14 protein-coding genes, 1 pseudogene and 1 riboswitch are annotated in these 19918 nt (G+C 61.4%); of the genes and pseudogenes, 8 read left to right on the top strand and 7 right to left on the bottom strand.

Features of this window, described 5'->3' with window-relative positions; translation table 11 throughout:
- Positions 1-160 precede the first annotated feature (160 nt).
- Positions 161-1564 carry an MFS transporter gene (locus A6U98_RS04705; protein WP_064648317.1) on the bottom strand — a complete coding sequence of 468 codons (1404 nt, stop codon included), beginning with the start codon at positions 1562-1564 and terminating at the stop codon, positions 161-163.
- A 174-nt stretch (positions 1565-1738) separates the two neighbouring features.
- A riboswitch (cobalamin riboswitch) is annotated at positions 1739-1927 on the top strand.
- A 41-nt stretch (positions 1928-1968) separates the two neighbouring features.
- Here A6U98_RS04705 and bluB point away from each other — a divergent pair.
- Positions 1969-2655, top strand: coding sequence for a 5,6-dimethylbenzimidazole synthase (gene bluB, locus A6U98_RS04700; RefSeq protein ID WP_064648282.1), 687 nt, complete (start codon positions 1969-1971; stop codon positions 2653-2655).
- A pseudogene (locus A6U98_RS04695) lies at positions 2652-3331 on the top strand (molybdopterin-dependent oxidoreductase); the annotation flags it as partial. The gene bluB and the pseudogene A6U98_RS04695, both read left to right, overlap by 4 nt.
- A 110-nt stretch (positions 3332-3441) precedes the next feature.
- Here the strand turns inward: A6U98_RS04695 and A6U98_RS04690 are convergent.
- On the bottom strand, positions 3442-4626 hold the full coding sequence (locus tag A6U98_RS04690; protein WP_064648281.1) for a phosphatase PAP2 family protein: 1185 nt from the start codon (positions 4624-4626) through the stop codon (positions 3442-3444).
- A gap of 403 nt (positions 4627-5029) precedes the next feature.
- Positions 5030-5473, bottom strand: coding sequence for a VOC family protein (locus A6U98_RS04685; protein ID WP_064648280.1), 444 nt, complete (start codon positions 5471-5473; stop codon positions 5030-5032).
- A gap of 273 nt (positions 5474-5746) precedes the next feature.
- Here A6U98_RS04685 and A6U98_RS04680 point away from each other — a divergent pair, with 273 nt between their 5' ends.
- Positions 5747-6493: an SDR family NAD(P)-dependent oxidoreductase gene (locus tag A6U98_RS04680; protein ID WP_064648279.1), complete on the top strand. Its 747-nt coding sequence runs from the start codon at positions 5747-5749 to the stop codon at positions 6491-6493.
- Positions 6494-6610: 117 nt separating this feature from the next.
- On the opposite strand, the gene A6U98_RS04675 is transcribed toward A6U98_RS04680, so the two are convergent.
- Complete coding sequence (locus A6U98_RS04675) at positions 6611-7708, bottom strand: DUF2865 domain-containing protein (RefSeq protein ID WP_064648278.1); 1098 nt, start codon at positions 7706-7708, stop codon at positions 6611-6613.
- Positions 7709-7959: 251 nt separating this feature from the next.
- Here A6U98_RS04675 and A6U98_RS04670 point away from each other — a divergent pair, with 251 nt between their 5' ends.
- Positions 7960-8493: a ribonuclease H gene (locus tag A6U98_RS04670; RefSeq protein WP_064648277.1), complete on the top strand. Its 534-nt coding sequence runs from the start codon at positions 7960-7962 to the stop codon at positions 8491-8493.
- A gap of 167 nt (positions 8494-8660) precedes the next feature.
- Here the strand turns inward: A6U98_RS04670 and A6U98_RS04665 are convergent, their stop codons facing one another.
- Positions 8661-10973 carry an NADP-dependent malic enzyme gene (locus tag A6U98_RS04665; RefSeq protein WP_064648276.1) on the bottom strand — a complete coding sequence of 771 codons (2313 nt, stop codon included), beginning with the start codon at positions 10971-10973 and terminating at the stop codon, positions 8661-8663.
- Positions 10974-11205: 232 nt separating this feature from the next.
- Here A6U98_RS04665 and A6U98_RS04660 point away from each other — a divergent pair, with 232 nt between their 5' ends.
- The gene (locus tag A6U98_RS04660; RefSeq protein WP_064648275.1) at positions 11206-12645 is read left to right on the top strand and encodes an FAD-binding oxidoreductase; all 1440 of its coding nucleotides are present in this window, start codon (positions 11206-11208) and stop codon (positions 12643-12645) included.
- A 58-nt stretch (positions 12646-12703) separates the two neighbouring features.
- Here the strand turns inward: A6U98_RS04660 and A6U98_RS04655 are convergent, their stop codons facing one another.
- Positions 12704-13264, bottom strand: a complete 561-nt coding sequence (locus A6U98_RS04655; protein WP_064648274.1) for a TetR family transcriptional regulator — start codon at positions 13262-13264, stop codon at positions 12704-12706.
- Between the two features lie 232 nt (positions 13265-13496).
- Here A6U98_RS04655 and A6U98_RS04650 point away from each other — a divergent pair, with 232 nt between their 5' ends.
- A complete protein-coding gene (locus tag A6U98_RS04650) occupies positions 13497-14675 on the top strand; it encodes an efflux RND transporter periplasmic adaptor subunit (RefSeq protein WP_197496343.1) in 1179 nt (392 codons plus the stop codon).
- Positions 14676-14680: 5 nt separating this feature from the next.
- On the top strand, positions 14681-17833 hold the full coding sequence (locus A6U98_RS04645; protein WP_064648273.1) for an efflux RND transporter permease subunit: 3153 nt from the start codon (positions 14681-14683) through the stop codon (positions 17831-17833).
- A gap of 65 nt (positions 17834-17898) precedes the next feature.
- Here the strand turns inward: A6U98_RS04645 and A6U98_RS04640 are convergent, their stop codons facing one another.
- Positions 17899-18648, bottom strand: coding sequence for a phosphoglycerate mutase family protein (locus tag A6U98_RS04640; RefSeq protein WP_064648272.1), 750 nt, complete (start codon positions 18646-18648; stop codon positions 17899-17901).
- A gap of 235 nt (positions 18649-18883) precedes the next feature.
- Here A6U98_RS04640 and A6U98_RS04630 point away from each other — a divergent pair, with 235 nt between their 5' ends.
- Positions 18884-19726, top strand: coding sequence for a UDP-2,3-diacylglucosamine diphosphatase (locus tag A6U98_RS04630; RefSeq protein ID WP_064648270.1), 843 nt, complete (start codon positions 18884-18886; stop codon positions 19724-19726).
- The last annotated feature ends 192 nt before the right edge of the window (positions 19727-19918 follow it).

The raw sequence follows: 19918 nt of genomic DNA, 5'->3' as shown, positions 1-19918 counted from the left end.
TAGCAACCCAAAACGCGCAAACGCAGTGTGTATTTGATGTGTGAATAAATCATAAAGTAGAAAGGAATGCTGAGCACACGCGTGCCATTCGCGCCTACTCCCGCCGTTGCCGAGCCTTGCGAACCGGTGGGTGCAGGAGGGGTCCATGGCGCGAGGGAGATCAGCTATTTTCCGCCACGGCCTCTTCGGGCTCGGCATGCCGGCGCTTGCGGCCGCGCGCCGTCAGTTCTGCGCCGGCATCATGCGGCAGGCGCAGGAAGGTGATGCAGGCCAGTGCCGAAATCGCCGCGACGCTGAAGAAGGCGATATGGAAATCCGAAACCAGCAGCCTGCCGCCGTGAAAGCTGCTCGAGATTTCGAGGATGCCGCCGGCGATCGCCACACCCATCGCCATGGAGATACGCTGGGCAACGGCATTGATCGCGGTTGCCTGGCTGCTGTCGGCGTCGTCGACATCGCCGAAGGCCATGGCGTTGACGCCCGAGAAAGCCATGGAGCGGAACAGGCCGCCGATCAGCAGGCAGGCCATGATGAGGAATAGCGGCGTTTCGGCGGTGAACAGACCGTTGATGCCGAGGAAGATCGCCGCCAGCAAAGTCGTGATTGATATGACGGTGCGAAAGCCGAAGGCATTGAAGGTGCGCGATGCGGCGAATTTCGAGCCCATGGAGCCGAGCGCGCTGACGAAGGTGACCGAGCCCGATTGCAGCGGCGTCAGGCCGAAGCCGAGCTGCAGCATCAATGGCATCAGGAAAGGCAGGGCGCCGAGCCCCATGCGGAAATTCGAGGCGCCGAGGATCGCCGCCCGGAACATCGGGTAACGGAACATCTTCGGATCGAGAAGCGGATAGGGCACGCGGCGGGCATGCAGGAGGTAGAGGAGGCCGGCAAGGATGCCGATGGTAACTGTGGCATAACCGTAGATAACGGGCACGGCCGGCAGGCTGATCACCGACACGCCGAAGACGAAGCCGGAGAAGCCGAGGCCGCACAGGAAGAAGCCCGGGAAGTCCATCGGCCGCGGACTGCGTGGCTCGACCGCCGGCAGGAACCGGGTGACGAGGATGATGCCGAGCACGCCGATCGGGACATTGATCCAGAAGATCCAGTGCCAGGTGAGGTAGGTGGTGAGGAAACCGCCGATCGGCGGACCCATGATCGGACCGATCAAAGCGGGAATGGTGAGCCAGGCCATGGCATCGACGAGTTCATGGCGCGGCGTTCCCCGGACCAGCAGCAGGCGGCTGACCGGCGTCATCATCGAGCCCCCTGCGCCCTGGATCAGGCGTGAGATGACGAAGGCCGTGATCGAGTTGGAAAAGGCGCAGGCGATCGAGCCGATCATGAAAACGAAGATCGCCATGCGGAAAATGTTGCGCGCGCCGAAACGATCGGACATCCAGCCGCTGATCGGGATGAAGATCGCCAGCGCCACGAGATAGCTGGTGACGGCAAGCTTCAGCGCGATCGGCGAGGTGCCAATATCGGCAGCGATTGCCGGCAGGCTGGTGGCGATAACGGTCGAATCCATCTGTTCCATGAACAGGGCGACCGCAAGGATCATGGGTGTGAGGCGGGGCACGGGCAACCAAAGTGTAAAGAGAAAAAGTGCGGCGCCATGGGCGTCGGCCAGGATCGGTTTGTTTTTAAGGCAGCGATGCGCCTCTGTCCATGAAGTCGATGTCGCATGCAACGTGTCGGCGGTATGAGGGCCGGCTTGCCGCCGCCGCGCTTTCCTGAAATAGATGCGCCGTCAGGTGCCCGCCGGTAAGGCGGGAGAATCGGGAATCCGGTGCAAGACCGGAACGTGCCCAACGCTGTAAGGCCGACGCCTGCCGCTTCATCACGCCACTGGCTTTTCGCCGGGAAGGCTGCGGCAGACGGATGACGCCGAGTCAGAAGACCGGCCTGGTAAGATAGACCGATCCGCGCGGACGGCGGGGCGGTCGCGTTGTTTGGGATTTGACGATGCGACCCTTTGATGAGGATGCCCTTTCGGCGGCATCCGGTTTTTCCTTGGCCGAACGCGAGGCCGTCTATCATGCGATCATGACGCGGCGTGACGTTCGCAGCCAGTTCCTGCCCGACTCTTTGCCCGATGATGTCGTGAAGCGGTTGCTCACGGCAGCGCATCACGCGCCGTCGGTTGGTTTCATGCAGCCGTGGAATTTCATTCTGGTGAAAAGCCCAACTGTGCGGGCGCGCGTCCGGGACGCCTTTGCCAGCGCCAACGAGGAGGCGGCGCAGATGTTTGCCGGCGAGCGGCGGCAGGCCTACCGCGCCCTCAAGCTCGAAGGCATCGTGGAGGCGCCGCTCGGCATATGCGTGACCTGCGATCCCACGCGCAGTGGCAGCGTGGTGCTGGGGCGCACCCACAATCCGAAGATGGATTCATACTCGACCGTCTGCGCCATCCAAAATCTCTGGCTGGCGGCGCGGGCGGAAGGGGTCGGCATCGGTTGGGTCAGCATTTTTCGCGAAGGCGATCTGAAGAGCATTCTCGGCATACCCGAGCATATCGAAGTGGTCGCCTGGCTCTGTGCCGGTTTCGTCGACCGGCTCTATGACGAGCCGGAACTCTCCGTCAAAGGCTGGCGGCAGCGGTTGCCGCTCGATGAACTCGTCTTCCATGATGGATGGGGACTGAACACCTAGAGGTCGTCTTCTTCGGCACCGACAAAGGCGAGGTCACGATTCGCGACATCAAGATGCAACAGAACTTCGCTCGCAGCATGTCGCTCGCCGACGCGATGAACCCCGACAATCTGCTCTGCTACGAAATGAACGGGGCGACCCTGCCTGCCCCCAACGGTTTCCCGCTGCGGCTGATAACTCCGGGCTGGTACGGGATCGCCAACGTCAAGTGGCTGGAAGGGCATCGAGGTTCGCGACACCCGCTTCATGAGCCTGCTGATGGGCCGCGACTATGTCACCATCCGGGAGGAGGAGCATAACGGCGAGACCGTGTGGGCCGAGACCTCGGTCGGCCGGGCTTTGCTGAAATCCGCGCCCGCGAAGGTCACGCGCAACGACTCGGGTCACCGGGTCGTCGGCGCAGCCTGGGGTGCACCAATCGACCGGGTCGAACTGAAAATCGATCAAGGGCCCTGGATGCCGGCAGTCATCGTCCACAGCGAGGAGGCCGAATACGCCTGGAAGATTTGGTCACTGGATTGGCCAAATCCCTCGCCTGGAGAACACACGGTGACCTCGCGCGCGATCAGTACCGCAGGGCAAATTCAACCGGCGATGGACGATCCCTTGATCGCCAAAAAGCACACCTACTGGGGAAAGCAATGGCCAGGTGACGCGCCGCATCCGCATCGTTTGAGAAACGTTGCTGCCTCCCACGTCGGCTGCTGAGTGGACGGAACGTTCCACCGAGAACCCCTCGCTTAGGATTGCGACATTTCAGGAGAAAGGGCGCTAGCGGCCCTTCCGCTAGTCTGCCCCGTCTTTTTTTGCCCGCTCGATGAATTTCCCGGCGACTGCTTTGCCAAGTGCGGCACCGGCCCGGTTGTCCATTTCATAGTGGATGCCGGCCCAGATGCGGGAATCGCCCGCTTCCTTGCCGACCGTTCGGATGAACTCTGCCTGGTCGGGGAACAGATAGGCAAGCACCTCGCATCGGGCAGTCGACAACGTGGAGTGATTCGACGGATAACTGGGATGGGCCGGCACTGCGAACAGGGGAGTGATGCTCGGGTCAAGCATGTTGGGCCGCAGGTACCAATAAGCGTATTTCCCGTCGTTGCTTGCAATATAGGCGTCGTAGTAGACCGTTGCGAGCATCGCGTAAGCCCGTGCGGCGCGCGGCGGGTTCGAATCCGTCTTGTCCTCGAACATCCACTTGCTGGCATAGTCATACCAGTCGGTGAACAGGCCGGATGGGCTTTGCCAGTAGAACGCCTTGTAGCTGTTGGGGAATTTTCGCTCAAACTGGCGGACTGCATCCGTCTCGGCCTTCACGGCCGCAGACTTGCAGTCGGGCGGAGTCGGTGGCCTGAATTCATCGGCTGTCTCGAGCAGGATCGGCTTCCAGTTTGGCATGGTTGCATTGGCGGGTTTGTCTCCGACCCACATGCACGGCCCGGTCGGCACGGTGCCGGTCCAGACGGCATCGGAGCCGTCGGCCTTTGCCCGCGCAATCACTTGCTCTGCCACGCGTCGCCCCAGTTCCAGGCCGGCGGATGAATCGCTTGGGAACTGGACACCGGCAAGGACACGCGACTGTGCGGCTTCTTCGGCCATCGCCTGGAACGACGACGCCTCGTCGGGAAAGAAATAGGCAAGAACGGTCGCGGCGGCGGCGGCGGCGGCCGCGTGTTCGGATGGATAATCGGGACTCCGAGGCGTAGGTAGCGCAGTCGGCAGTGTCGTATCCACCTCGCTCGGGCGGGGGCGATTGTAGAAGTATTTCGACTCCCAAGCCGCGATGGTGGCGTCGTAGACCGCCATCGTCAAATAGGTGTAGACGCGATGCGCATTGGGGATCGTCTGGTTTGCGAGAAGACGTTTGTTGACCAGGTCGATCCATCGATAGCCGGGCGAGCCAGCGTCCCAGAATGTGATCTTGGCGGCGACCTGCGCATCGTTCTTTGCGACAAGTTCGCGAACCTGCTCCAACTCAGTTGCGGAAGTATCCGGTGGGGGCGAGACTCGGAAGTCTTTGCCCGACGTGATTACCCACGTCTTCCACATTCCAGCGTTTGGCTCTATCTGATCCGATTGGGCGAAAGCGAAGTTCCCTGACAAAAGGATTAGCGCGCAGGCCTGCTAAAGCCGCTAAGCATTTTCGACCCCCATAGTTGATCCCCGGCCCAAAGACGGAAGGTTTTCTGTGCTGTCAAATTTTCTAATTTAGCTTGTTCTAATTATACCGCGAAGCGCTGCCAAGTGAAAGGATCAAAAATGAGAGCAGGTTGCGGTATGAAAGGTCAGGTCCGAAGATCGCTGTCTTCCTGCTTTGCACCTCGCAGGGTCACTGTGACGACGCTCAGCAGTTGATGGAATAGGCAGGAAAGCCCCATTAACGGCCATGAGGTCTTTGCTCAAGCTCAAGCACATTTCCCTCTGGGTCGCGTGCATAAGCAATTAGATACGGCATCTCTGGCGTCCCGAAATCCGTAATTTGTCCGATCTGCGCCCCTCCAGCTTGGATGATGTTTGAAAGTGTGTCGCTAATATCTTCCATCTGGAATGCTAAGTGTCCGAAGCCGGGTTCATTGACCCTTGGCTGGTCACGATGATGGATGACCGTATGTTCGTGAATCTCCAGAAAAGGCCGTTCCAGTTCCGGGAATTTAAGCCAGATTGCACGAATCTCAGAATTTGAAAGCCCATTCCCTCGCGAGACCTTTTCGCCTGACAACGTCTTCGGTTCGCGAAGAACATCGCATTTCATGACGTTCACGTAGAACGCGGCGAGTGCTTCCGCATCGCGGGCAACCAAGTTGATGTGAGCAAGTCTCATGACGTTCGGCATCCTCGCCTTTGATGTAACCATCAGGTTCCCTGAAGGCCACGAAAGAGGTCTGCTTCGGGCCGAACCCGGACTTCTAACGCGTATAAATTATGCCGAGCTTTCGATCCAGGACTAACGGAAATCTCAGGCCTTAGGGAATGGGCTCGGCATAGTATCGGGCTTGGGATAAATTCATAACCTTCATGTCTTTACGCTGAAGGCGAAATCCCGGAATTTCCAATAGATATTCGGCTATCGGCTCAATCGGAGGATAACGGCCCAATGAACATGATCGACTTGAAGGAACGCATCATCGTGATCACAGGCGGTGCGCGCGGCATCGGCTATGCTATCGCAGAGCGCGTCATCCAGTCTGGTGGCAAGGTGGCCATCTGGGACTTGAACGAAAACATGGCGAAGAACAGCGCTTCCGCTCTCGGATCCGGCACAGTCGCTTTCGGCGTCAACGTCGCAGATCCCGTATCAGTGAAAAACGCGGCGGCGGCGACCGAAGAGATTTTTGGCCGTATCGACGGGCTCGTCAATTCCGCCGGGATTACCGGCCCGGTAAAGCCCGCGATCGAATACGATGTCAGCGAGTGGAAAGGCGTCGTCGATGTCTGCCTCACGGGAACCTTCAATTGTTGCCGGCACGTCGTTCCGGTCATGTTAAAGCGCGACTACGGGCGGATTGTGAACATCTCCTCGGTTGCGGGAAAGGAAGGAAATCCGAACATTGCCGCCTACAGCGCAGCGAAAGCTGGTGTGCTGGGCTTCACCAAGTCCCTTGGCAAGGAACTCGCAAAGACAGGAATCGCCGTGAACGCGGTAACGCCGACCACAGCAAAGACACCTATATTGGACGGGCTGACAGCCGAGTTTATCGAATATATGCGCGTTCGCATTCCGCGCGATCGTTTCGTCGAACTTGGTGAGATCGCTTCCATGGTCGTCTGGCTGCTCTCCGAAGAGAACTCCTTCACGACCGCATCAACGTTCGACTTGAGCGGCGGTCGTACAACCTACTGATCACACTCAAGCGACCCGCATTCCCATCCGGCCGCACGTTTACGTGACATCTCCGTCATCTCATGCACCCTGGCACAACGCCGCTATGGCTCCGCCACCGCAGTTTCAGCTGTTCAATCACTGCTGCTGTTGCGGCTGCGGGCCCGGCGTTGCCGGATTGGCGAGGTCGATCGAGCCCTGATCGCCGGCCAGAAACTGCGGGCCGACCTGACGGACGCGGTTCTGCGTCGGATCATAGGGGCGCTCGGGAACGGATGGTTGCTGTGCGGCGGCTGCAGCATCCTTTGCCGGGGGATTGGTGCGGATGGTGGTGATCGAGCCCTGCTGCGGCGGCTCGCTCACCGCCTGCTTGCCGCGCATTTCCTCATAATAGGCGGTGAGATTGCAGGCGCAGGAGGACTTTTCCCCGGGCGTGCGATTCTTGTAGGCAAAGGCATTTTTCATGGCGCTGTAGGGCGTGCCCGTTGCGACCGAGATCATGTTCGAGGCTTCGGTGCTCGTCACGTCACGATAGAACAGTTCAGTCTCGATGCCCGGGCACATCTTGGCGCAGGTCTGGGCGTCGCGGCCGAAATCGACCGACGTGGCGTTCGAGCTGATCGGGAAGAAGCCGCCGTCGCAGCTGCGCACGCACATGGTGCTGACCGGCGAGAGCATCTCGGCCCGCGGCAGACCGTAACGCGGATCGATCTCCTCACCGCCGCCGAGCGGAATGAAGGTATCGCTGCGCATCGCTTGTTCCTCGACGCTCGGGGCCGGTTCGTTGGCGCTGCGATCGCTCGGGGCATAGAAGTTTTCGCTGTTGCAGCCATTGCGGTCGAGAGCGGCGACCAGTTCGCGGCGGGCGCCGTCAGCGGCGCCGTTCTGGCCGGCCAGTTCGTTGCGGCGGTCCTGGAGATAGCGGATATTGTCGATCATGCGGGCTTCGGACTGCGAGAGCTCGGCGCAGTAGTCGGCATTCTCGCCGCCGATCACGACCATGCTGCCCGAGGTGCAGCCATTGCTGCGCAGCTCGTTGCGAACCTTGCGCAGCTCGAGGTTCTGCTCGGCCATGGCGCTGGAATATTGGCGCGCTTCCGGGCCGTTGCCATTGCCGATCGATCGCGGCAGGTCGGCAAGGCGACCGCGCAGGTCCTCACAGATGGCGCTGTTTTGCGCGGCGGCAGGCGCCGCAAAGGCAAGGAGAAGAGCAAGAGACAGGTTTCGGCGTTTCACGGCGTCGTCCCGGAATGAGCAAAGAATCGATCGGTCGATTGCGGCCTCGATCGCCGCGCGTTGTCTCTTAACGTGTTTCTCTTAATAAGCTGGGATAAATTCCTAGCGTATTTTCGCGATTTTATCTAGCGGACCGCCAGAGACCCAGTGTTCGATTATGAAGAGGCTGCCGATGGTTATCAACGAGGCCACGTGCTCCACTCCAATCTCATGGGTCGCTTGGGGAGCGTACTCATATCCGGACGTCGAAAATGACAGGTATTGCCAACGAACTCAGCTCCCCTGCAACGACAGTCGGGATACCCGAAGCCCAACACGGCCTCCATGTCTTCGTGGACGGTTGTTATGAACCCGGTTCTGGGCACGGAGGCTGGGCATTTGTCGTTTACCGCGATGCGGCGGAAATCGCGTCCGGCTTCGGTGGCGCTGAAGATTCCGCCAATAATTCGATGGAATTGACCGCCGTCCTTAGGGCGGCAATCTGGATCAACACCGAAGCAAGCGGCGAGCCCGCTACCATCTGGTCCGATTCCGTCTATGCCGTCACAGGCTGTAATAGCCGGCGACATATCTGGAAGAACAACGGCTGGAAGAAAAGCAATCCGAACGGGAATGCCCGAAGCCGAACAATCGCCAATGCGGAACTCTGGAAAGCAGTCGACCTTCAACTATCCCCGAATGGTCTGGTGACCATCGCCTGGTGCAAGGGCCATTCCGGCATAGCCGGCAACGAGCGCGCGGATGCGCTCGCGGAGAAAGGGCGCCTGTCGATACGGAGTGCCTGAGACGGCATCAAGACATGTGTCGGAGCGGCTTCAAGAGCCGCTCGTACCAGAGGATTTTATCCCAGGCCCCGGCTTGATATCTGCTGTATATCAACCGGCTGCAGATGCTCGGGACAAGCCCGAGCATGACGAAAGGGTGGCCGACATTGTCAGCAGTCTGAGCCGGCTCAGGCCGGTTGCGATGCCTCGACGACGGCGAGTGCCGCCATGTTGACGACGCCGCGGGAGGTGACCGAGGGGGCGAGGATATGGGCGGGCAGGGCGGTGCCGAGCAGGATCGGGCCGACATGCAGGCCGTCGGTCATCGACTTTACCACACCGAGCGTGATGTTGGCGGCATCGAGGTTCGGGAAGACCAGGAGGTTCGCCTCGTCGTGCAGGGTCGTGTCCGGCATGACGCGCTTGCGCAACGCTTCAGTGATGGCGCTTTCGCCGTGCATCTCACCGTCGACCTCGAGGTCGGGCGCGGCTTCGCGCACGAGCTGCAGGGCGTTGCGCATCTTCGTGGCGCTTTCGGATTCACGCGAGCCGAAATTGGAATGCGAGACCAGGGCGGCGCGCGGGGTGAGGCCGAAACGGCGGATTTCCTCGGCCGCCAGCACCGTCGCCTCGGCGACCTCCTCGGCGGTCGGATTGAAGGTAACATAGGTGTCGGTGAAGAAGGTGGCGCCGCGCTGCGAGATCATCAGGCTGAGGGCTGAGAAATCGCGGACATCCTTGCGCTTGCCGATAATCAGGCGGACGTCGCGCAGATGCTTCTCGTAACGGCCTTCCAGGCCGCAGATCAGCGCATCGGCCTCGCCGCGCCTCAGCGCCAGCGCGCCGATGACGGTGGTGTTGGTGCGTACGATCGTGCGGGCGGCTTCCGGGATGACGCCGCGGCGGCCGACGAGGGAGAAATAGAGATCGACATATTCGCGGAAGCGCGGATCGTCTTCCGGGTTGATGACCTCGAAATCCTGCAGCGGCCGGATGCGCAGGCCGTAGCGCTTCAGGCGTGTCTCGATGACTTGCGGGCGGCCGATCAGGATCGGTTCGGCAAGGCCTTCCTCGAGCAGCACCTGGGCGGCGCGCAGCACGCGTTCGTCCTCGCCTTCGGAGAAGATGACGCGCTTGCGCTCGGCGGCCTTGGCCGCGGTGAAGATCGGCTTCATGACGAAGCCGGAGCGGAAGACGAAGCGGTTCAGCTGGTCGAGATAGGCATCGAAATCCTGGATCGGACGGCGCGCCACGCCGCTCTGTTCGGCGGCCTTGGCGACCGCAGGCGCGATGCGCAGGATCAGGCGCGGATCGAAGGGCGAGGGGATCAGATAATCGGGGCCGAAAACCGGGGTCTCGCCGGAATAGGCGCGGGCGGCGACATCCGAAGGCTCTTCGCGGGCAAGGGCTGCGATGGCGCGCACGGCCGCCATCTTCATTTCCTCATTGATCGTCTCGGCACCGCAATCGAGCGCGCCGCGGAAGATATAGGGGAAGCAGAGGACGTTGTTGACCTGGTTGGCGAAATCCGAGCGGCCGGTGCAGATCATCGCATCGGGGCGGGCGGCACGGGCGAGATCCGGCATGATCTCCGGTGTCGGATTGGCAAGCGCCATGATCAACGGTTTGTCGGCCATCTGCGCCAATAGTTCCGGCTTCAGCACGCCGGCGGCCGACAGGCCGAGGAAGACGTCGGCGCCGCCGATATTTTCGGCCAGCGTACGCGTCTCGCTCTTCTGGGCATAGATGGATTTCCATTCATCCATCAGCTCGATGCGGCCCTCATAGACGAGGCCTTCGAGATCGTGGACCCAGATGTTTTCGCGTTTTGCCCCGAGAATGACAAGCAGGTTGAGGCAGGCAAGGGCGGCAGCACCGGCCCCGGAGGCGACGATCTTGATGTCGGCGATGTTCTTGCCGGCAAGCTCCAGCCCGTTCAGGATCGCGGCGGCGACGATGATCGCCGTGCCATGCTGATCATCGTGGAAGACGGGGATCTTCATCTTCTCGCGCAGGCGCCGCTCGACCTCGAAACATTCCGGCGCCTTGATGTCCTCGAGGTTGATGCCGCCGAAGGTCGGTTCCAGCGAGGCGATGGTCGAGACCATCTGGTCGACGCCTGCCGCGTCGATCTCGATATCGAAGACGTCGATGCCGGCGAATTTCTTGAAGAGCACGGCCTTGCCCTCCATGACCGGCTTGGAGGCAAGCGGGCCGATATTGCCGAGGCCAAGCACTGCGGTGCCGTTGGAGATGACGGCGACGAGATTGGCGCGCGAGGTATATTCGGCCGCCATTTCGGGATTGTCGCGGATGGCAAGGCAAGGGGCAGCAACGCCGGGCGAATAGGCGAGCGCCAGGTCGCGCTGGTTGCCGAGCGGCTTTGTCGCCTGGATCTCAAGCTTGCCGGGGCGAGGATAGCGGTGGAAGAAAAGCGCCTGTTCGTCGAGATCGCCGCTCGTCAGGTTCTTTTCCGTCTTCGATTTTTCCGGGTGATCCATCGCCGCCTCCGTGCACGTCTTTTGGGGAATTCCCTCCATACATTAATCGAATACGGGCGACAGTATGGAAATGAGAGATGGGAGAAGTTTTCGTGACGTGGGCGGGGACCCCCGGGACGACCATTCGACCCCGAAGCCAATGGCTAATCCTTTTGGAAAACTTGTTTGACGACCTCAACAGGCGCAAAATGCCGCCGCGACGGTGCGGGGCGCCGGGCGCATGGAGGAAATCATGGACAATTTGAACCTCACGACCCTGCAAAGGGGGCAGACGATGGTCAATGACGTGGCCATCGATGCTTTTGCCGCCGGATTTCGCGGCAGTCTCCTGACCAGTAAAGACATGGATTACAACGAAGCGCGGGCGATCTGGAATGCGATGATCGACCGCCGGCCCGGGCTTATCGCGCGTTGCGCCGGTGCTGCCGATGTTGTGCGGGCGGTGCGGTTTGCACGCGACAATAATCTGCTCGTTTCGGTGCGTGGCGGCGGCCACGGCATTGCCGGCAATGCGGTTTGCGAGGGCGGCGTCGTCATCGACCTGTCGGCGATGAAATCGGTGCGGGTCGATCCGCAAACGCGGCGCGCCAGGATCGAGCCGGGTGCAACGCTTGCCGATGTCGACCAGGAAACGCTGGCCTTCGGGCTGGTGCTGCCGACCGGCATCAATTCCACGACCGGCATCGCCGGCCTGACGCTCGGCGGCGGTTTCGGCTGGCTGACCCGCAAATTCGGGCTGACGTTGGATAATCTGCTTTCGGTTGATGTGGTGACGGCCGATGGCGAGTTGGTCAAGGCGAGCGAAAAGGAAATGCCGGACCTCTTCTGGGCGCTGCGCGGCGGCGGCGGCAATTTCGGGGTGGTGACCTCCTTCGAGTTCCAGCTCAACCCTCTCAACACAGAGGTTCTCGCTGGGCTGGTCGTGCATCCCTTCGCCGATGCGGAGAAGGTGCTGAGGGAATACCGGCAGGCGCTGGACGCGGCACCTGACGAACTGACCTGTTGGGTGGTGATGCGTCAGGCGCCGCCGCTGCCGTTCCTTCCGGCCGAATGGCACGGCAAGGAGATCGTCGTGCTCGCCATGTGCTATTGCGGAGACATCGCGGCGGGAGAAAAGGCGACAGCCAGATTGCGCGCGATCGGCAATCCGATTGCCGACGTCGTCGGCCCGGTGCCGTTCACCGGCTGGCAGCAGGCCTTCGACCCGCTGCTCACGCCCGGTGCGCGCAATTACTGGAAGAGCCAGGATTTCGCCTCTCTCTCGGATGCGGCGATCGACGTCCTTCTCAACGCCGTGCGCAAGCTGCCCGGGCCGGAATGTGAGATCTTCATCGGCCATGTCGGTGGTGCGGCTGGCCGCGTGGCCACCGAGGCCACCGCATTTCCGCAACGAAGCTCGCATTTCGTCATGAATGTGCATGCGCGCTGGCGGGAATCCGGGATGGATGGAAGCTGCATCGGTTGGGCGCGGGAGCTGTTCGAGGCAACCAAGCCGCATTCGGTCGGCACCGCCTACATCAACTTCATGCCCGAAGACGAAGGCGATCGCGTCGAGACTGCCTACGGCGCCAATTACGCTCGTCTTGCCGAAATCAAGCGGCGCTACGATCCGAACAATCTGTTCCGCATGAACCAGAACGTGAAACCGATGGCGGCAGTGCGGGCTGCCTAGCCCGACCATCCCCGCGCTCGGGTGATATACTCGGGCGCGGGATGAGGCCAATCGCCTGTCACCCCTCGGTGAGTTCGATCAATTCCTGCAACAGCGCCGTGTCGTCCGAACCTGCATGGTTGTCAGGCCTCAGAACATGGGCAAGCCATGCTCCGTCCGCCGCCAGGCGAACAATCTGGAGCCGCATTCCCACGTCTGTTTCGGCGTGCCTGACCAGCCGGTCATTCATCCATCTATGCCAGAGGCTCTTGGAGTAGGGGTCGGCGAGCACGGTCATCGTCTGCGCCGACCACGGGCTGTTGTTAAGGGCGCGGTCGGCAAACAGGGTGCGGACATAGGCGCGGGTAAATGTGCCGTGGCCGCCCTTATCCGTTTCAAGCTCCTCATCGATCTCGAGGTCGAGGCTTTCCATCATGCCGTCGAACACGGCCTCTATAAGCGCCTGCTTATTGGGGAAGTGGTGAAACAGACCTCCCTTGGTCACGCCGGCTGCGCTCGCGACCGCCTGGAGGCTGACGGCGGCCAGACCATGCTCGAGCGCCAGCTTCCTGGCGCAATCGAGAAGAGCCTGTCGCACGACATCCGGCTGTTTCTTTCTGTTGCGGGGGCTATCTACCAATGCATGACCTGTGTTCGAGATAGGTTTCGCGCCGAGGCGCCCAGGAGGATCAGTATCACCCCTGGGATCGCGGTTCTATGGGAACTCTGAAGGTGATAATGCTATCATACCGACCGGTAGGTATCTTGCAAAGCGAAAAAATATCGACTATCTGTCGGCTGAGGAGGCCCGCCGAACGTCATTTCGGCGGGCTGTGCTTTTTTGGACCCCCGCGGGACCAGCAGGAAGGCTGATGAACATGTTTTTTCTAACAAAATCATTGCGTTACACGCTTGCCCTGGCACTGATATTCAGTGCCGGCCTGCCAGCTTACGCTCAGGAAGGCGGCGCGATGCCGCCTGCGGCCGTCAGTGTCCTGACCCTTGACGCCCGCCCGGTTCCCGTTATCAGCGAGCTGCCCGGCCGCATTACAGCGACGCGCGTTTCCGAAGTGCGGGCCAGGGTTTCCGGCATCCTGCAGGAACGGGTCTTCGAGCAGGGCAGCCTCGTTCATCAAGGCGATGTGCTCTACCGGATCGATCCGGCGCTGTTCCGGATCCGGGTGGCAAGTGCCGAGGCCAGCCTCCAGCGCGCCAAGGCGACGCAGCTGAATGCCCGCCAGCAGCTGGACCGGCAGAAGTCGCTGCGCGACCGCGATGTTGCAAGCGGCATGGAATACGATGCGGCAGCCGTCGCCCTTGCCCAGGCCGATGCCGATGTCGCGCTGGCACAGGCAGCGCTCGACGAAGCGAAGATCAATCTCGGCTATACCGAAGTTCGTGCGCCGATATCAGGCATCATCGGCGGCGCGCTGGTGACGGAAGGCGCGCTGGTGACTGCCGACGCCGGCGATGCGCTGGCGATGATCCAGCAGATCGACCCCGTCTATGCCGACTTCACGCAATCCTCCGGAGACCTGCTGGCGCTAAAGCGGGCGGTCGAGAACGGCAGCCTCACATCGACCGAACCGGGCAAGGCCGACATCAAGCTCGTTTTCGACGACGGCACGGTCTATGGCGAAGCCGGTAAGCTTCTCTTCAGCAGCGCCAGCGTCGATGCGACGACGGGCCAGGTCACCCTTCGCGGTGAATTCCCCAATCCCAGGGGCGACCTGCTGCCGGGCCTTTACGTCCGCGTCCGCATCGAGCAGGCCGTCCGGGAGAAGGCGATCCTCATCCCGCAGCGTGCGGTCATCCGCACGGCCGACGGCAAGGCGCAGGTCTATGTCATCCAGGAGGGGGACGTGGCGCAGCCGCGCGACGTGGAGCTCGGTCAATCCTCCGGCAATGAGTGGGTCGTCGAAAGCGGCCTGTCGGCAGGCGAGCGTCTCGTCGTCGACGGCGGCCAGAAGCTGCAGCCGGGCGCAAAGGTCGCGCCGGAAGAATGGCGGGATGGCCAGCTTGCGTCCGGTGACGCCAAGAAGCCGGAGTAAAGTCGATGGCACGTTTCTTTATCGATCGCCCGATCCTTGCCTGGGTCTTTGCGATCTTCATCTCCATCGCCGGCCTGATCGCGTTGCCGTTCCTGCCGGTCGCGCAATACCCCAAGGTCGCACCGCCGCAGCTCAGCATCACCACCAGTTATCCCGGCGCATCGCCGCAGGATATCTATCAGGGCGTCACTCGCCAGATCGAGGAAGAGCTGAACGGGGTCGAGCACCTTTCCTATTTCGAGTCGACCTCCGATACATCCGGCGCAATGACGATCACCGCGACCTTTGCGGCGGGCACCGATATCGACCAGGCTTCCGTCGACGTTCAGAATGCCATCCGCCGCGTCGAACCGCGGCTGCCGCAATCCGTCAAGGATCAGGGCATCACCGTCGAGGAGGCGTCCTCAGGCTTCCTGATGTTCATCTCGCTGACCTCGACGGACGGGAAGACCGACGAGGTGGCGCTCGGCGACTATCTCAACCGAAACGTCATCGGCGAACTGCGCCGTCTCGAGGGCGTCGGCCGCGCCCAGCTGTTTGCGTCGCAGCGGGCGATGCGCATCTGGATCGATCCCGACAAGATGGTCGGCCTGAACCTGACAGCATCCGATATCAGCGCGGCGATCTCGGCGCAGAACGCCCAGGTCGCAGCTGGCCAGATCGGCGCAGCACCCAATCCGATCTCGCAGGACCTGACGGCGACGGTGCTGGTGAAGGGGCAGCTGACCGACATCAAGGAGTTCGGAGACATCGTGCTGCGCGCCAATGCCGACGGATCGAACGTCAGGCTGCGCGACGTCGCGCGCATCGAAGAGGGTAGCGAGAGCTACAGCTTTTCCACCCGCTTGAACGGGCAGCCGAGCGCTGCCATCGCCATCCAGCTGTCGTCGACAGGCAATGCCGTCAATACGTCCAACCTGGTCAAGGCGAAGATGGAGGAGCTGTCACGCTTCTTCCCTGATGGCGTCGAATATTCCGTTCCCTATGATACCAGCCCGTTCGTCTCGGCATCGATCGAGAAGGTGGCGCATACGCTCGCAGAAGCCGTCGCGCTCGTCTTCGTCGTCATGCTCATCTTCTTGCAGAGCTTCCGCTACACCATCATTCCAACACTGGTCGTGCCCGTCGCGCTGCTCGGGACGCTTGCCGTCATGTATGCCGCCGGCTTCTCGATCAACGTGCTGACGATGTTCGCGATGGTGCTTGCAATCGGCATTCTCGTCGACGACGCCATCGTGGTGGTGGAAAACGTCGAGCGGCTGATGGCGGTGGAAGGGCTGTCACCGAAGGAAGCGACCAAGAAGGCGATGCGGCAGATCACCGGCGCGATCCTCGGCATCACGCTGGTTCTCTCCTGCGTCTTCGTGCCGATGGCGTTCTTCCCAGGTTCAACCGGCATCATCTATCGCCAGTTCAGTCTGACCATGGTTGTTTCCATCCTGTTTTCGGCCTTCCTGGCGCTGTCGCTGACCCCGGCGCTTTGCGCCACCTTCCTGAAGCCGATCAAGGGTCATCACGAGAAGAAGGGTATCGCCGGCTGGTTCAACCGCAATTTCGACCGGTTGACCGGCCGTTATGCCCGCACCGTCGAGGGACTGGCCAAGCGCTCTTGGCGGGTCATGGCTGTTTATCTCGCGCTGCTCATCGGCCTTGGCTATCTCTTCGTCAACCTGCCGAGCAGCTTCGTGCCGGATGAGGATCAGGGCTTCCTGATCGTCGATGTGCAGGGACCGCCGGAGGCGAGCCGCAACCGCACGGTGGCCTCGCTCGAAAGCATCGAAGCGATCTTCAAGAAGGAGCCGGCCGTTGCCAACGTCGTCGCGATCCAGGGCTTCAGCTTCTCCGGGCAGGGACCGAACGCCGCCCTGGTGTTCGTTACCCTCAAGGACTGGGCCGAACGCGGCGCCGGCAATTCGGTGCAGGAGATCTCCAACCGCGCCAATATGCAGCTGTTTGGGCTGAAGGACGCCACATCCTTCGCGCTGTCGCCGCCGCCGATCGAAGGTTTCGGCACGACCAACGGCTTCACCTTCCGCCTTCAGGATCGCGGGGCGAAAGGGCAGGCGGCCCTGACCGAGGCGGCGGGAATGCTGATCGGCAAGGCATCGCAGAACCCCATCATCGCTGGTATCCGACCGGAAGGCATGCCTGACTCGGCCCAGCTCGTGCTCGTCATCGACCGCGAAAAGGCAAATACCTTCGGCGTCGCCTTCGCCGACATCAACAGCACGATCACCGCCAATCTCGGTTCGAGCTATGTCAACGACTTCCCGAATTCGGGCCGGATGCAGCGAGTCATCGTGCAGGCGCAGGACAAGAGCAGACTTCAGGCGGAAGACCTGATGAAGCTCAATGTCCGCAATGCGAGCGGCGGCATGGTGCCCCTATCGTCCTTCGCCGTCGCCGAATGGCAGAAGGGACCGGCGCAGATCGTCGGTTATAACGGCTACCCTTCCGTGCGTATCTCCGGCGCTCCGGCGCCGGGATATTCATCGGGGGCGGCGATTACCGAAATGGAGCGGCTGGCCTCGGAACTTCCCGACGGCTTCGGCTTCGAATGGACCGGCCAGTCGCTGGAGGAGCTGAGATCGGGATCGCAGGCGCCGTTCCTGTTCGGCCTCAGCATTCTCTTCGTCTTCCTGCTGCTGTCGGGACTTTACGAAAGCTGGTCCATCCCGTTGTCGGTGATGCTGGTGGTGCCGCTTGGCGTCATCGGCTGCGTGCTCGCGGTGATGAGCCGCGACATGTCCAACGACATCTACTTCAAGGTCGGCCTGATCGCGATCATTGGGCTGTCGGCGAAGAATGCCATCCTGATCGTCGAATTCGCCAAGGACGGTTTTGCCGAGGGGAAATCGCTGATGGATGCCGCGATCGAAGGCGCCCGTCTGCGCTTCCGGCCGATCATCATGACCTCGCTCGCTTTCACTTTGGGCGTGGTGCCTCTGGCGATCGCCACGGGGCCAAGTGCGGCGAGCCAGAATGCCATCGGCACGGGCGTGCTCGGTGGCATGATCTCGGCGACGGTGCTGGCGATCTTCTTCGTTCCCGTCTTTTTCGTCTTCGTGCTGCGTCTCTTGAGGACGAAGCGGCCGGAGACTGTGCATGAGGAGGCGCCGGTCGGGCAGGAGCCAGCACCGGTGACGTCGCCGAGCTGAGGTGAAGAGTTGGTGGGTTGCCTTGCGCAACCCGCAACACCTTTGCACCGGTCCGATTTAAGGAACTATGCGGTCGGCTTCGGCGTGATCGTCACGTCGGCGCCATAGGCATCGCGCAGTTCGCATTCCTGTCCGGGTTGCCGGTCGACCGCCTGATGCAGCAGGATCGACTCGTATCCTTGCGAGCGCGTCCCCTCGATCAGGGTGATATCGGCGTTTCCGGGATTGTCGGAGCGCTCGAACCACTCGACAGGGCGGTGCAGGAAATTCATTTCGACCGCCCGGTTGGTGACGCCATGACCGACGATCACCAGGTTGTGGTCGCTATTTTCGGCGTCGTGCATAACGGTCTGGAGGAACAGGCGCACCCGCTGGGCCACATCCGCCCGGCTTTCTCCATCCGGCGGCCGTGCGTAGAACTTGCCGCTGTTGCTGCGCAGCCTCGCCCATTTTTCGAACTCATCGGGAAACTTCTGCTTCTGTTCGGCGTGGTCGTAGATTTCGGTGAAGAGACCGAAATCCTGCTCGCGCAGCAGATAATCCTCCCTGATATCGCCGACGAAGCTTTCCGGCAGGGCTTCGAGCAGCGCATCCTTGCTCTGCCGGGTTCTCAGAAAGGGCGAATACCAGATATGCAGCTTGCCGAAACCCGCGCTTGGCAATGCCTTGAGATAGGACGCGATCACGCCGCCTGCCTCCAGAGCCTGCCGATGGCCCCACTGCGTCAGCGGCACGTTGTGATCGCCGAATTGACGGTAGGCCTGTTCGTTGATGTTGCCGAGGGATTCGCCGTGGCGAACAAGAAAAAGACGCATCAGCCATCCCGCATTGTCGGATATGAATCGCCGCCATCATGAACGCCCTGAATGCGCAGGGCAACATTGTCGGCGGGCCTGGCGGCGAAGGGCATCCTGCCCGCGCGGCGACAGGCATTCTGCCAGCGCGGCGACGGGCCTCCGGCCCGCGCGGGGATGAACAGGTTTGCAGGGCTTTTCCCCAGCTTGTCATCTTCCTGAAACACGAGTCTGGTTTTGGAAGGTTAGATGAAAGATGGGACATGAGCGGCAGCTCGTGAAAGACATGATGGAACCCAGACATTTCCGCACGCTCTTCATTTCCGATGTCCATCTCGGCTCGAAGGCCGCGAAGGCCGACTTCCTGCTGGATTTCCTGCGCCACCACGAGGCCGATACGATCGTGCTCGTCGGCGACATCGTCGACGGCTGGCGCCTGAAGCGCAGCTGGTACTGGCCACAGGTCTGCAACGACGTCGTCCAGAAACTGTTGCGCAAGGCGCGCAAGGGCACGCGCGTCGTCTATATTCCCGGCAATCACGACGAATTCCTCCGCGCCTTCCCAGGCATGCATTTCGGCGGCATCGAGGTCGTCGAGCGTATGATGCATGACGGCGCCGACGGCAAGAAATACCTCATTCTGCACGGCGACGAGTTCGACGTCGTGGTCCGCAACGCCCGACTGCTCGCCTATCTCGGCGACTGGGCCTACGACACGGCGATCCGCATCAACATTATCCTGGCGGCGGTGCGCCGCCGGCTCGGCATGCCTTACTGGTCGTTCTCGGCCTGGGCGAAGCTGCAGGTCAAGCATGCCGTCAATTTCATCGGCGAATTCGAGCGCGTCGTGGCTGAGGAAGCCCGCAAAAACGGCGCCGATGGGGTGATCTGCGGACATATCCATCATGCCATCATCCAGGACATGGACGGTATCCGTTACATCAACACCGGCGATTGGGTGGAAAGCTGCACGGCGGTCGCCGAACACGAGGACGGCACCTTCGAACTGATCACCTGGCGTTCGCTCGCCAGCAGCGTGCCGGCGCTTACCGCCATCGAAATGCGTGACGGGGGTGAGCTGGCCCCGCAGGCCGCCTGATTTTGGCGCCCGCGCTTTACAGCGCCGGGCGTCTTTTCAGACGCGCGAAGGACGCCGTAGCACTTTGAAATTTTGCAGTAGGAATTTAGCCGTTACCGCAAGGCGACAGGCCCTATTTATTTTCTAAAACGTTTCAGAACGGCTATTTCTCGCAATAGTCGCTTCCAGGGTGGTGTGTTAGGACAACGACGA

It is taken from the genome of Rhizobium sp. WYCCWR10014 (assembly GCF_001657485.1).
Taxonomy (GTDB): domain Bacteria; phylum Pseudomonadota; class Alphaproteobacteria; order Rhizobiales; family Rhizobiaceae; genus Rhizobium.
Note: the sequence above shows the minus strand (reverse complement) of the source record. Positions and strands in the feature narration are given on the sequence as shown.